Annotated in this window: 12 protein-coding genes; 3 read left to right on the top strand and 9 right to left on the bottom strand. The window is 69.6% G+C overall.

Going from position 1 to position 12,388, the window contains the following annotated elements:
- Positions 1-12: 12 nt before the first annotated feature.
- From FL344_RS13085 to FL344_RS13070, 4 genes are all read right to left on the bottom strand, one after another.
- Positions 13-750: a DUF2063 domain-containing protein gene (locus FL344_RS13085; protein ID WP_141618758.1), complete on the bottom strand. Its 738-nt coding sequence runs from the start codon at positions 748-750 to the stop codon at positions 13-15.
- A complete protein-coding gene (locus FL344_RS13080) occupies positions 747-1,592 on the bottom strand; it encodes a DUF692 domain-containing protein (RefSeq protein WP_141618757.1) in 846 nt (281 codons plus the stop codon). Before FL344_RS13080 ends, FL344_RS13085 begins: the two co-directional genes overlap by 4 nt.
- Before the next feature lie 114 nt (positions 1,593-1,706).
- A complete protein-coding gene (locus FL344_RS13075; protein WP_141592042.1) occupies positions 1,707-1,952 on the bottom strand; it encodes a hypothetical protein in 246 nt (81 codons plus the stop codon).
- 58 nt (positions 1,953-2,010) lie between these two features.
- The gene (locus FL344_RS13070) at positions 2,011-3,690 is read right to left on the bottom strand and encodes a hypothetical protein (protein WP_141618756.1); all 1,680 of its coding nucleotides are present in this window, start codon (positions 3,688-3,690) and stop codon (positions 2,011-2,013) included.
- Between the two features lie 208 nt (positions 3,691-3,898).
- On the opposite strand from FL344_RS13070, the gene FL344_RS13065 reads away from it, so the two are divergent.
- Positions 3,899-5,518 (top strand): short-chain fatty acyl-CoA regulator family protein, encoded by a 1,620-nt coding sequence (locus tag FL344_RS13065; protein ID WP_141618755.1) that lies wholly within the window; start codon positions 3,899-3,901, stop codon positions 5,516-5,518.
- A 7-nt stretch (positions 5,519-5,525) separates the two neighbouring features.
- The gene (locus tag FL344_RS13060) at positions 5,526-6,401 is read left to right on the top strand and encodes a tetratricopeptide repeat protein (RefSeq protein ID WP_141618754.1); all 876 of its coding nucleotides are present in this window, start codon (positions 5,526-5,528) and stop codon (positions 6,399-6,401) included.
- 46 nt (positions 6,402-6,447) lie between these two features.
- On the opposite strand, the gene FL344_RS13055 is transcribed toward FL344_RS13060, so the two are convergent.
- The 3 genes from FL344_RS13055 to FL344_RS13045 all read right to left on the bottom strand — a co-directional run bounded on the left by FL344_RS13055 (position 6,448) and on the right by FL344_RS13045 (position 8,696).
- Positions 6,448-6,933: a hypothetical protein gene (locus FL344_RS13055; protein WP_141592055.1), complete on the bottom strand. Its 486-nt coding sequence runs from the start codon at positions 6,931-6,933 to the stop codon at positions 6,448-6,450.
- Entirely contained in the window at positions 6,930-7,712 is a 783-nt protein-coding gene (locus FL344_RS13050; protein WP_141592046.1) for a sulfite exporter TauE/SafE family protein, read from the bottom strand. The genes FL344_RS13055 and FL344_RS13050 overlap by 4 nt, the downstream gene beginning before the upstream one ends.
- 90 nt (positions 7,713-7,802) lie before the next feature.
- A complete protein-coding gene (locus tag FL344_RS13045; protein ID WP_090493211.1) occupies positions 7,803-8,696 on the bottom strand; it encodes a hypothetical protein in 894 nt (297 codons plus the stop codon).
- Between the two features lie 141 nt (positions 8,697-8,837).
- On the opposite strand from FL344_RS13045, the gene FL344_RS13040 reads away from it, so the two are divergent.
- Positions 8,838-10,433 carry a leucyl aminopeptidase gene (locus FL344_RS13040; RefSeq protein WP_141618753.1) on the top strand — a complete coding sequence of 532 codons (1,596 nt, stop codon included), beginning with the start codon at positions 8,838-8,840 and terminating at the stop codon, positions 10,431-10,433.
- Between the two features lie 43 nt (positions 10,434-10,476).
- On the opposite strand, the gene FL344_RS13035 is transcribed toward FL344_RS13040, so the two are convergent.
- Together FL344_RS13035 and FL344_RS13030 are read right to left on the bottom strand one after the other, a co-directional pair.
- On the bottom strand, positions 10,477-11,094 hold the full coding sequence (locus tag FL344_RS13035; protein WP_141618752.1) for a hypothetical protein: 618 nt from the start codon (positions 11,092-11,094) through the stop codon (positions 10,477-10,479).
- A gap of 53 nt (positions 11,095-11,147) precedes the next feature.
- Positions 11,148-12,383, bottom strand: a complete 1,236-nt coding sequence (locus FL344_RS13030) for a DUF4388 domain-containing protein (protein ID WP_141618751.1) — start codon at positions 12,381-12,383, stop codon at positions 11,148-11,150.
- Positions 12,384-12,388 lie beyond the last annotated feature (5 nt).

The raw sequence follows: 12,388 nt of genomic DNA, 5'->3' as shown, positions 1-12,388 counted from the left end.
AGCGCGGGCCCTTCATTCCCCGTCGCTGTCGTCCGGGAGGAACACCAGTCCGTCGCGGCCGAAGCGCGCCACCGTCGCGCGCAGGTCGGCTTCCGCCATGCCCGTGGCCGCCACCACGTCCGCCAGGGCCAGCCCTTCCACCGCCATCTTCAACACCAGCAGCGCCGGTGGCGTGGCGGCCATGTAGAGCGTCTTCAACTGCTCCGGGTGGCGCCACAGCAGCGCCAGCTCCGCGCCTGCCTTCGGTGACGTCGCGGCGCCTCGGGCCCGCACGTACGCGCAGAGGTGGAAGTCGTGCTCCAGCACCACCAGGGTGGGATTGGCCGTCAGCCGCGCCACGCGCTCGGGCGAAGGCTCCAGGGACGCGAACACCGCGAAGTCGGTCCACTCGAAGCGGGCCAGTGCGGGCACGAAGGGCGCCAACCCCCGCGAGGCCGCCGCGTCCGCGAGGAACGCGGGAAAGCCTTCGCACAGGTGGTTGAGCTCATGGTGCCGAGAGGGCCGCGTCCGCGTGAAGGCCACCACCAGGTCGTCCCAGGCGTCCTGCCCCAGGGCCTGGCGCGTCAGCGGAAAGACCTTGTCCAGCGCGGAGCGCACATGGCCGAGCACGAAGCCGCCGTAGAGCGACACCCGCTCGCGCGGCGCCTCCCACCCCGGGTGCCTCGCGTACAGCGCGGCCAGCGACTCCGGGCCGGGCTCGGCGAGGTAGTCCCCCATGCTGTCGAAGAAGTCGCGCAGGGACGGCTTCATGGGCCGGCGACCTCCCGCAGCGATGCTCGCGCAATGTCCGCCTCGTCCAGCACCGCGTCCAGGGAAGGAAGGTCCTGGTCCCACTCGATGAGCGTCGCCACCGGCCCGGTGCGCGCCAGCACGTAGCGGTAGAGCGACCACACGTCGTCACAGACGCGGTCGCCATGCGTGTCGACGATGACGTCCGGGTAGCAGGTGTGGCCGGCCAGGTGAATCTGCACCACGCGCTCCAGCGGCAGGGCATCCACGAAGGCCCGCGCGTCGTAGCCATGGTTGCGCGCGTTGACGTAGACGTTGTTCACGTCCAGCAGCAGCCCACAGTCCGCCTGCTCCACGACGCGGCGGAGGAAGTCCGCTTCCCGCAACGTGCCTCCGGGCATCCGCGCGTAGTAGCTGGGATTCTCCAGCAGGAAGGGACGGCCCACCCGGTCCATCACCTCGCGCACGCGAGGCACCACGTGCTCGACAGCGGCCTCGCTGAACGGCAGCGGCAGCAAGTCGTGCAGGTACACACCGTCCAACCGCGAAAAGCAGAGGTGGTCGGAGAAGAAGGGCGCGTCCACCCGCTTCACCAGTGTCGCCAGTCCCCGGACATAGTCGTCGTCCAGCGCGTCCGGGCCGCCGATGTTCAACCCCACGCCGTGGGCCAACACGGGCCACCGCTCCGCGCATGCGTCCAGCGCGCGCTGCGAGCGCCCACCCAGCGACAGGAAGTTCTCCGGGATGATCTCCACCCAGTCGAGCGTCCGTTCGGTGCGCGGCAGCTCCGCATAGAAGCTCCTGCGCAGCCCGATGCCCGCGCCCAGCGGCTTCAGCCCATGTCGCTGTGCGTACGTCACCACGGCAGAAGCCCTCTCGAAACATGGGAAACAACCCGGGCGGCGGTGGCGCTGCTCAACCGCCCGGCAACGAGGGCCCGGCCTTCACCAGGCCCTCGGAACTTCCGTCCGGCGGAACTACTCCTTCTTCTGGCCGCTGCAGGAGCCGGAGCCGCACGAGCCGGCGCCACAGCTACCCTCGGCGCCCTTCTCCTCGGTCGCGGCCGGAGCGGCCTCCTGCGACTCCGTGGCGCCGCTGCTCTCCGCGCCAGTCTCCTCGGCCGTGGCGGGCTCCATCTCCGCCGACTTCTTGGTCGCACAACCCGTGGCCAGCGCGGCCAGGGACAGGGTGCCGACAACCGCTGCAAGCGCCTTGACGTTCATGGATGAGACTTCCTTTCGGTACTGCGTGGGGGGTGTTGTGTGGAGGTCGCGGTTGCATTCAGGGTGTTTCGCCGTGGCTGCGCCGACCGACCACCGAATCACGCAACAGACTGTCTCGAGCAGGTACCAGCGAGACGCCGTTGGGTCCTTCCTGGACACCCAGCGCTTCTAGCAGACCGGCCTGCTCCGCAAAAGCAGGCTGCGGCAAGTGCCGCTCCAGCAGAGCATTGAACAGCGGCTGTCCCGCGACGGCATCCACCGCGGCACCGAATGCCCCGAAGGTCGAGGAACTGCCGCGAGCCGCGAGCAACTCCAGCACGTCATCCAGCCCGCGCGTGTTTCCAGTGATACGGCGCAATTCCACATCCAGATGCAACGCGAAGAGCGCTCCCGTCCAATAGACAGCGAGCGAAAAGCTGTCTTGAGACACGGCCTCCTGCATGGTTCGCGTGTCATTGCCCTCGAGCCCCCGAGCGAAGCCGCCCAGCAGCTCCTCCCAGGCGCGCCGCGAGTCCTGCCGTCCGGAGCGCGCACGCGCGACCTCCGTGTAGTAGGTGGCCAGCCCCTCCGACAGCCACGGCACGCGGGGCACGAAGACAGGATGGGTCAGGTGCAGCATCTCGTGGACGGCCACCCAGTCCCGCGCGAAGTCCTCCGGCCGCGCCTCCTGCCCCACGCTGATGGAGATGCTGGGCGGCGAACTCCAGCGCACCATGCCGAAGACGCTGGGCCCGTCGTGCCCGGGCGCGGGGATGACCCGCACGGTGATGCGCGGATGCGGGAAGGCGCGCCGCACGGTGCGGACCTCCTCCGCGGCCTTGCCCAACCAGGTGCAGACGGCCGTGTCGCTCAGGTGCGTGAAGTGTCCCAGGATGGCCACGTCCAGCACCGCGTCCGGCAGGCGCACCTGGCACCGGCGGCCGCCGAAGCCGTGGAAGCCCGAGTCCACCAGGTCCTCGCCGCGCAGCCGGTACACGCCATTCTCCCCGGGCTGCCACGGCAGCAATGCGTCGGTGCCCACCAGCGACAGCTCCACGCGAAGGCCCGGCTTCACCACCCGCGGCCGGATGAGGTACGCGCGGCCCGCGACGTGGCGCGCATCGCCGTCTCCGGAGCCCTGGAAGAAGTCCGGGCCGCGCTCGCGAATGGAGGCGTCCAGCGCGTAGCGGTAGCGCAAGAAGCGCGTCCCCCGTGGCAGCAAGACGCGGCCCTCCTGGACGGGCAACGTCTGGACGCCCCCATCCTCCCGGTGCGCGGACACCGTCGTCACGGCGCCCGGCTGGCTGAAGAGGAACTCGCGTGGCGTGCCTCGCACCAGCACCACCTCCACGTCCACCGCGTGCTCCGGCTCGCGCACGTAGGTGAGGTTGTAGCGCAGCGCCGCCGCATCCTCCCTGGGGTGGTGGCGCAGCGGCGCCTGACACGACATCAGCGACAGGCCGAGCAGGATGACGGCGGCGGCTCGGCCACGCATGCGCAGCGGTGCCCTGCTCCACCTTCGCGGCCCTCCATGCCCACCGTCCATAAGCGGCGAAGGTTCGCCCATGACACGCCGAAGGTGAATCGTCCCCTGGCAGCGTGCGCCCCGCTCAGCCCCCACCTTCGATCGCACCCGAGCCCCGGACTGTTCTTGTAAACCGGCGTTTTTCCCTTTACCGAAACGCGTTTCGCCTATGCCGCAGTGCAGCAGTAAATTCTTGACAAGGCGCTGTAGCGAGCGTGACGACAGGTTCCCCACACGCCCCAAAGGGCAGTGATTTCAAGAGGTTCAATGTAGCAGGCACCCCGGCTCCGACCGCGGTCCAGCCGGTCCGTCGCAGGGCCGACAGGGGTCCTCGTGGATGAAAAGGATCATTGCAAATCGGTAAATCGATTTGCAGAGTGGGTAAAGAGCCCGAGGCGCGCGCGGCCATTCGCGATCGCCGAAGGCGTCAACGCACCCGGCCATGAACGACAACGCACTGAACGCCAACGTGGGCCTGAAGCTTCGGGGACTGCGCCTTGCACGGAACATCAAGCAGGCGGACGCAGCCAAGGACCTGGGCGTTTCCCCCGCGTACCTGAACCTCATCGAGAAGGGGAAGCGGGTGATGCCCTTCCCCCTGCTCTGGAAGGCCCTGCGCTATTTCGACCAGGACCCCGAGCAGTTCATGTCCACGCTGGGCGAAGGCCGCGTGGACGAAGCGCTCGCGAAGCTGCTGGACGAGCCGCTCCTCAAGAGCCTCGACATCGACCCGGAGTCGCTCCAGTCCCTCTCCGCGGAGCCGAAGCTCGCGGGCACGGTGGCGGCGCTCTTCAACCTCTACAAGAACACCCGCACGCAGCTGGAGAACGTGCTCGCACAGCTCAACGTCGAGGAGCGCACGCGCGCCCAGGGCGGCCCGGGCAACGGCACCTCGCCCGGCGTGCGCTTCGACTACTCGCCCTTCGACGAGGTCAGCGACTTCCTGGAGAAGCACCGCAACTACTTCCCGGAGCTGGAAGAGCAGGCGGACGCGCTGCGCCGCGACGTGCGGCTGGAGCGGCAGATCACCAGCGGCCAGCTCATCCGGCTCCTGGAGGAGCGCTTCGGCTACCGCGTCCTCTTCGACGACCCATCCCCCTCCGGCTCATCCGTGGTGCGGCGGTTGGACCCGGAGGAGCGGACGCTGACGCTGTCGCCCTTCCTCACCGAACAGCCGCTGAAGTTCCAGATTGCCGCGTCCATTGGCCTGCTGGTGATGGACCGCGAGAAGCTGCTGGAGCGCGTGCTGGACTCGGGCCGCATGCGCCACGGCGAGACGCAGCGGCTCATCAAGGTGAACCTGGCCAACTACTTCGCCGGCGCGCTGATGCTGCCCTACGGGGACTTCTTCAAGGAGGTCCAGCGCACCCGCTACGACGTGGAGCTGCTGTCGAGCATCTTCGGCTCCACCTACGAGACGGTGGCCCACCGCCTGTGCAACCTGTCGGACCCGAAGCGCCCCGGGCTTCCGTTCCACTTCCTGCGCGCGGACATCGCCGGCAACATCTCCAAGCGCTACAGCGGCACCGGCATCCGCTTCGCCTCCGGCGGCGGCAGCTGCGCCAAGTGGGCCGTGCACCTGGCCTTCCTCAACCCGTCCCAACTGACGCGGCAGTACTCCATCATGCCGGACGGCACCGCCTATTTCTGCTTCGCCAAGGTGCAGCTCCAGCCGATTGAGGGCTCCATCGTCAAGGGCACCGCGTACTCCATCGGCCTGGGCACCCACGCGGAGAACGCCAAGTACCTGGCATACGGCCTGCCCACGACGGACCTGCGCAAGGACGCCATTCCGTCCGGCATCTCCTGCCGCTTCTGCGAGCGCACCGACTGCAACCAGCGCGCGGCGGCCAGCTACCGTTTCGCCTTCGCCTTCGACGAGTACACGAAGAAGGACTGCTTCTTCTCCCCCATCCTCGTCCACGAAAAGGCCGACAAGGTGGAGAAGGACCGGCACCCCAGCGCCCATTCCCTGGCCGTGGCCGCCAACGGGACTCACGGGAGCGAGAAGGACGATTCGTTGGACAAGACCTCCCGCCGCCGCAAGGGTGGCGACGCCTGAGGCCCCCATGCACCACCCGCCCGAAGACACCCAACGCACCCACATCCTCGACGCCATCCAGAAGCAGAAGAACGCGCTGGCGCCGCTGCGCATCACCGGCTCGCCCACCGAGGTGGGACAGGGGCTGGTGAACCTGGCCGAGCTGCACGGTCTGCTGGAGGACCACGCCGCCAGCCGGCAATTCTACGAAGAGGCGCTCGAGAAGTTCCAAGAGGCCCAGTACAAGCCCGGCCAGGCGCAGGCCCTGATGGGACTGGGCGTGGTGAAGGCGAACTTCGAGGATCACCGCGGCGCCATCGAGCAGATTGCCCGCGCCGCCATGCTCTTCAACGAGTCCAAGGACCGTGAGGGCGAGGCCCTGGCCCGCGCCTGCATCGGCGAGTCCCTGCGCTCGCTGGGCCAGCCAGAGGCCGCCGAGGAGAAATACCAGGAGGCGCTCATCCTCCTGCGCCAGACGCGAAACACGGAGCGGGTGGCGCGGCTGCTCATCGACATCGGCGACATCCGCATGGAGAAGGGCGACTACGAGCCCGCGCGCAAGCGCTTCCTGGAGGCGGTGCCCCTGCTGGAGCAGGGCGAGGACCCGGAGGCGCTCGCGCTGGGCCACCTGCTGCTGGGCGAGTCCGAGGGGCTCCTCGGCAACCACGAAGGTGCGCGCCCGCACCTGCTCCGCGCGGTGGAGCTGTACCAGGAGGTGCACGACCACGCGTACGAGGCCCGCGCCCGCTGGGACTTGGGCCTGTCCTGCTACTACCAGCAGGACTTCGCGGCGGCCCGCAAGCAGTTCGAGACGCTGATTCCCCTCTACGGGGATCTGGGTCAGACGGGCGAAGTGGCCAAGGTCCAAAACATCCTGGCCCACTTCACCGCGCGCGGCGTGTGAGCGCTCCTCCCTGACACCGGGGAGAGCGCCGTCACACGCGCTCTTCCTAGGCTTGGATGCCGGTGCCCACCGCGATGGCGAGCAGCCCCAGCACGCCCGCGGCCATCACCATGTAGCGCCACTCCCCGCGCAGGCCCAGCAACGTGCCCGCCACCGCGAGCCGCGCCACGGGCGTCACCAATAGCAGGGACGCGGCGCCCTTTCGCAATAAGTCGATGGCGACATGCACGCGCTCGGATTGGGGCATGGCCTCCAGCCCCAGCGACAGGACGAACATTCCGCCGCTGACCACCGCGCCGACGCGCAGCACCCGTGCGATCCACCGGTCCCCCACCACCGCGCGCTCACGGTGATGATGCCGCACCTGCTCCGCCGCCCCCGCGTCCGGTTGCGCCATGGGCGCCCCGTCCATGGGGGGCGTCAGCGACGCGGCCCCTCCCGTCACTGCCACGTTGCGCGCGACGGCGGGATGCTCCGCTGTCACCGCCGACACGGAAGCACATGCCGCGCGTGCCTCCTCGGGTTCACTCACTTCAGGATGCTCGGCCACAATCCCTCCCCTCCCTTCCACAGCATCTGTCCCGCGACCACCAGCAACACCACCGCGAACAAACGCTTGAGCACCGCCGTGGGCACCCTCGGCATCAGCCGACTGCCCACATATGCGCCTCCCAGGACACCCACCACCAACGGTGACACCAGCGCCAGTTTCAGATGGCCCCTCAACGCGTATGCGGCAACGCTCGCGGCGCCCGTGACGCCAATCATCAGGTTGCTCGTCGCGCTGGCCACCTTGAACGGCACGTGCATGCCGTACGCCATCAGCGGCACCTTGAGCGGTCCTCCGCCCACCCCCAACAGCGAGGACAGGCCACCGGCCACGAAGGAACCGGAGATGCCCAGCGGGTAGTTGGCGGGCACGTAGTCGTCCATCGCGGCGGGCTCCTGGCGCGGCGAACGCAGCAGCAACATCTGCAGCGACACGTAGAGCGTGAAGAGCCCGAACACCACCGCCACCATCGCCGGCGCCACCATGGCGGCCACCATGCCACCAGCGATGGCGCCCAGCACCGTCGCCAGTTCCAGCGACAGGCCCAGGCGGATGTCACTCAGGTGTTTGTGCACATAGCCCGCGGCGGCGGAGCACGAGCTGGCCACCACGCACATGAGGCTCGCGGGGATGGCCTGCTCCAAGGGAATGTCGAACCCCAGCACCAGCGCGGGCACCAGGACGATTCCGCCTCCGATGCCGAGCATCGCACCCAAGGTACCCGCGAGTGCACCGACCGCGATGAGGAGTAGGACCGTCATTCCTCTTCGAGGATAGGAGCGGCCTCGTGCTTCGGACAGCGCCATTCCCCGAGGGGAATCGGGCTCGCCAGGACGCCTGCTCTGCAGGTGTCACGCCGCCCGTGCGCCCAGCGTCCCTTCGGGGAAGGCCTCCAGGAAGCGGGCTCGCGTACGGGGCGTGAAGGTGCCCCTCGCCATGTAGCCGTGCAACCGACGCAGGACGCCACGCGCCGTCTCCAGCGTGCCTTCCACCTCCGCGGCGAAGTCGAACGTGTCGTTGCGGTAGAGCTCCTGGAACGACAGCCGCGCATAGGCCGGCAACGCGCGCGCGCGGCCCATGGGACTTGAAAGGAAGAGACCGGAGACGTACAGGCCGCGCACCCAGCCATCGACCTCCGACTTGCTGGGCGCCTGGCCCACACGCTCCTGTGAGGACAAACGGACCAGCTCGTAGAGGCCGCCGCCAATGCCCCGCCATGGGAAGCCCAGGCTCTTCACCACCTGACACTTCTCCCGCACCCGCGGCGTGCCGAGCAGCTCCATGCCGTGCAGCTCACGCAGATAGAAGAGCGTCTGCGCCCATTCGATGTCGCGGTGCGCCTCCAGGGCACGCTCACCGCGGCGGCGGTGTCGCACCACCAACCTGTCCACCACCGGATACAGACGGCGGTCCAGGCACAGGTGCGTAAAGTACCCCGCGAGCACCGCGAGGCCAGGCTCGGTGCCCACCAACGCGCCGGAGGCCACCAGCTCCGCCATCTTCAGCCCGAAGCCCACCGGGGCGCGCTCATGGTACAGCCGCGCGAAGTGCGGCAGCTCCCGTTCGGGCAGGAAGGCGGCGAGCCCGCCCCGGATGCCTTCACACAACGGGAGGTCTGGCAGCGCGGCGCCGAAGCGCGCATACGGCAGGTCCTCCGACAGCGCACGCACCCAATCCGCCGGCAGCTCGCCCGGGTTGGCGGCCATCCGTTCAATGGCGGTCAGATGCATCAGCAGCGTGGGCATTCCCCACACTGCTACCCAGTGCAACGAAGCAATGCAATGCTCGAATGAAATCCAACGCTTTGCGTGTAACAGGGCGGGCGTTACAGTCCGCGCCCTTTCCACCAGCCCAAGCCTTTTCACTGTTCAGGAGTTCCACGGCCCATGAACTTCAGCTTCGTCTCCGGCGATGCCACACGGACGAGCGGCGACCTGCTCGTCATTCCCCTCTTCGAGGGCGAGCTGGGAGACAGCGCCCCGTCCTCCCTCTCCTCGGCGGACGGCGCCCTGGAAGGACGCCTGCGCGGCGCCGCCACCCAGGAGGGCTTCAAGGGACGCGCGGACCAGAGCCTGGTGATGCACACCCTGGGGCGCACGTCTCCCGAGCGCGTGCTGCTGCTGGGCCTGGGAAACCGCGCCCGCTTCCACCCGGAAGTGCTGCGGCTGGCCGCCGGCCGCGCCGCGAAGACGGCGCAGCGGCTCAAGGTCACCTCGGTGGCGTTCGCCCTGCCGGCCACCGAGTCCGCGCAGGACGCGGTGCGCGCCGTGGTGGAAGGCGTGGCGCTGGGCGTCTACCGCTTCGACAAGTACAAGTCCTCCGCGCGCGAGGAGAAGAAGGGCGCCGCGAAGCTGGGCAAGGTGTTCCTGGTGCTCCCCGAGGCCACGGAGCGCACGCGCGAGCTCGATGACGCGCTGACGCTGGCGCAGCGCGTCGCGGAGGCGACCAACTGGGCCCGCGACCTCGTCAACGAGCCGCCCAACGCGGTGACGCCCACGGTGCTGGCCGAGGCCGCGCGTCAGGCCGCGAAGGAAGGCGGGCTGAAGGCCACCATCGGCGGCCGCCGCGACATCGAGAAGCTCGACATGGGCATGTTCCTCGGCGTCACCGCGGGGAGCACCGAGGAGCCTCGCCTCATCCACCTGACGTACACGCCCAAGAACGCGCGCGACGCCAAGCAGCCGCCGCTGGCGCTGGTGGGCAAGGCCGTCACCTTCGACTCGGGCGGCCTGTCGCTCAAGCCGACGGACGGCATGGTGGACATGAAGACGGACATGGCGGGCTCGGCCGCGGTGCTGGGCGCCATGAAGGTCATCGCCGCGCTCAAGCCGCCCTTCCCCGTGCACGCCTTCATCGGCGCGTGCGAGAACATGCCGGCCGGCAATGCCTACAAGCCGGGTGACATCCTCACCTCGCGCCTGGGCAAGACGGTGGAGATCACCAACACGGACGCGGAAGGCCGCCTGGTGCTGGGCGACATCCTGACGTGGGCCACCGAGCACAAGCCGGCCGCCATCATCGACCTGGCCACGCTCACGGGCGCCTGCGTCGTCGCGCTGGGCAACTACATCGTCGGCGCCTTCGGCGACCACGAGGAGACGGTGACGCAGGTGCTCCAGGCCGCGCGCACCGCGGGCGAGGAGATGTGGCGCATGCCCATCAGCGACATGCAGAAGGACGCCCTGCGCTCCGAGGTCGCCGACATGAAGAACTCCGGCGAGCGCTGGGGTGGCTCCATCAACGCCGCCATCTTCCTCCGCGAGTTCGTGGGCGAGACGCCGTGGGTGCACCTGGACATCGCGGGTCCGGCGAGCAGCCCCAAGGAGCGTGGCTACCTGGGCAAGGGCGGCACCGGCGTGGGCGTGCGCACCCTGGTGGAGTACGTCCGCATGCGCGCGCAGACGCAGGACACCGCGCCCGTAGAAGCGGCGCCCGAGCCCAAGGCCAGCAAGGCCAGGCCGGCCCGGAAGCGCGCGAAGTAGCGCGGCCTTCCAGCCAGAGGGCGTCCCGGATGAAGGGGCGCCCTCAGCGCTGGGGCACCTTCCACGCCGTCACTGGCCCCGCGAGCGGGCGGACGCCCTGGATGAGCGCATCCACGCTCTGGGGCACGTCCGCCGCGGCCTGCGCCGGCCAGGTGGCCAGCATCATCAACACGCGCCCGGGGATGCCTTCACGCACGGCCACCTTGCCGTGCACGCCATCCCCCACCTGGAAATCGAAGCCCACCGCGGTGTCCGACAGCGGAATGGGCGCCGGGTCCGTGGTGGTGAAGCCCGGGTGCTGGCGGAGCCCTTCGGTGAGCCGCTCCGCGAACTGCGTGGGAGAGGCCACCGCGGGCGCCACCTGCAACACCACCTGCGCCCCGGAGACGTTGTGACGGAGGATGACGGGAATGGCGAGCCCCTCCGGCGTGCGCTCATTCGTCTCGTCCAGCTGCCAGTCCGCCGTGGGCCGGATGATTTCGAAGCCCAGGTCCTCGTCCACGTAGCGGCGCGTCGTCGAGCGGCTGTCCTCACTCGCGGCCTCCGCTGATGGGGCGGCCCCGGAGCCGCCGGTCCCGCCGTGCTTCATCGCCTGGCGAGCGCCACCGCAAGCCGTCGTCAGCGCCAGGAGTCCCCACACCCACTTCCGCATCGCGACCATGCCCGCTCCCCGCCCCGAACGCCGTGACGGCGAACGTGGGCACGGGCGAACCCCTAGGCCAGTCCTCCTTGGAGGGTGCGGTAGGTGTTGGACAGCCGCTCCGCCACGTCTACGGGCAGGACGTTGCGCGCTGAAAACAGCGCATAGGACACGATGGCGTCCAGGGCCTCCAACGTGAGGGCCCGGCCCACCGCCTCGCCTCCCGTGGAGAGGTTGGCCCTCAGCCGCGCCACGTCCACGCGCCCGTCCGCCGCCAGCGTCACCCCGGCGTACGCGTCCTCCAGGCCCTGCGGCGGCGCGTCGAGGAAGCCGCGCAGCAGGTCCGTGTCCTTTCCGGCCTCGCGCAGGGCCCGGTGCACCAGGGACAACAGCAGGTTGTAGCGCTCCTCCGCGGACAGCAGCTCCCAGGCCATGCCCTCCACGGCGGGCGCCTGCGCCGGAGGCGGCGCTGCGGGGTGGACGGCCACGTTGCCGCCGCGCACGGCTTCCTCCAGCCACGTGTAGAAGGCGTGCGGGCCGCCTTCATAGGACGCGCGCAGGCTGGCCAGCGGCAGCCCGTCCGCCAGCCTGGCGAACAACCGCGACTCACCAGGCAGCGGTCCTTCAGGCCCCAGCGTGACGCGCGTGTCGTCCGGGAAGCGCCGACGCAGGCGCGACACCAGCTCCGCCCGTTTGATGCCGGTGAGGACCAGGTCCCGCGTGCGCTCGGGCAGCTTCACCACGTCCGCCATCGGCGCGGGGCCTTCGACGAAGACGAAGCTGCCGTCCTCCAGTTCGAAGAGGCTGAGCACCACCTCACGCACCACGTACGTCATGGCGCTGTACAGGTTGGCCTCGGAGACGAGCCCTTCCGACGTCAGCACCTGGCCAATGCGGCGCGACGGCGTCACGCGCGACAGGGCCTGCGTCAGCTGCGCCTGCGTCAGCAAGCCCAGGCGGAGCAGCGCCGCGCCCAGCCGCTCCCAGCGCTCCGTGGAGGTGGCGAACACCACCTGCCCGTCCCGGAAGGACACCGTGCGGCGCCCCGTGGCGTGCTGCACCGCCAGCAGGCCGCTGCGGATGCCGGACAGGACGTGGGCGAAGACTTCCTCCACCGACAGGGTGCGCAGGCTGCCGGCGAGGAAGCCAGCGAAGCCGGGCGGCTCCTGGAGGAGGACCATCCCCTCCGGCCCGTGGAACCAGGCCTGGAGGGGACGGGAGGGGGACAACCCCTGGGAGAGCGGCCGCTCCAGGTCGAGCGATGCCGCATCACCCATGAGGCGGGGCGTGGCTTTGGGTCGTGTCGCCACTGCCC

The organism is Myxococcus sp. AB036A, assembly GCF_006547355.1.
Taxonomy (GTDB): Bacteria; Myxococcota; Myxococcia; order Myxococcales; family Myxococcaceae; genus Myxococcus; species Myxococcus virescens.
Note: the sequence above shows the minus strand (reverse complement) of the source record. Positions and strands in the feature narration are given on the sequence as shown.

Excerpts from the sequence above, each read along its gene's own strand:
- FL344_RS13075 (WP_141592042.1), bottom strand. The coding sequence starts at position 1,952 with ATGAACGTCAAGGCGCTTGCAGCGGTTGTCGGCACCCTGTCCCTGGCC.
- FL344_RS13050 (WP_141592046.1), bottom strand. The coding sequence starts at position 7,712 with ATGACGGTCCTACTCCTCATCGCGGTCGGTGCACTCGCGGGTACCTTG.
- FL344_RS13035 (WP_141618752.1), bottom strand. The coding sequence starts at position 11,094 with ATGGTCGCGATGCGGAAGTGGGTGTGGGGACTCCTGGCGCTGACGACG.
- FL344_RS13065 (WP_141618755.1), top strand. The coding sequence starts at position 3,899 with ATGAACGACAACGCACTGAACGCCAACGTGGGCCTGAAGCTTCGGGGA.
- FL344_RS13040 (WP_141618753.1), top strand. The coding sequence starts at position 8,838 with ATGAACTTCAGCTTCGTCTCCGGCGATGCCACACGGACGAGCGGCGAC.
- FL344_RS13045 (WP_090493211.1), bottom strand. The coding sequence starts at position 8,696 with ATGCCCACGCTGCTGATGCATCTGACCGCCATTGAACGGATGGCCGCC.
- FL344_RS13060 (WP_141618754.1), top strand. The coding sequence starts at position 5,526 with ATGCACCACCCGCCCGAAGACACCCAACGCACCCACATCCTCGACGCC.
- FL344_RS13085 (WP_141618758.1), bottom strand. The coding sequence starts at position 750 with ATGAAGCCGTCCCTGCGCGACTTCTTCGACAGCATGGGGGACTACCTC.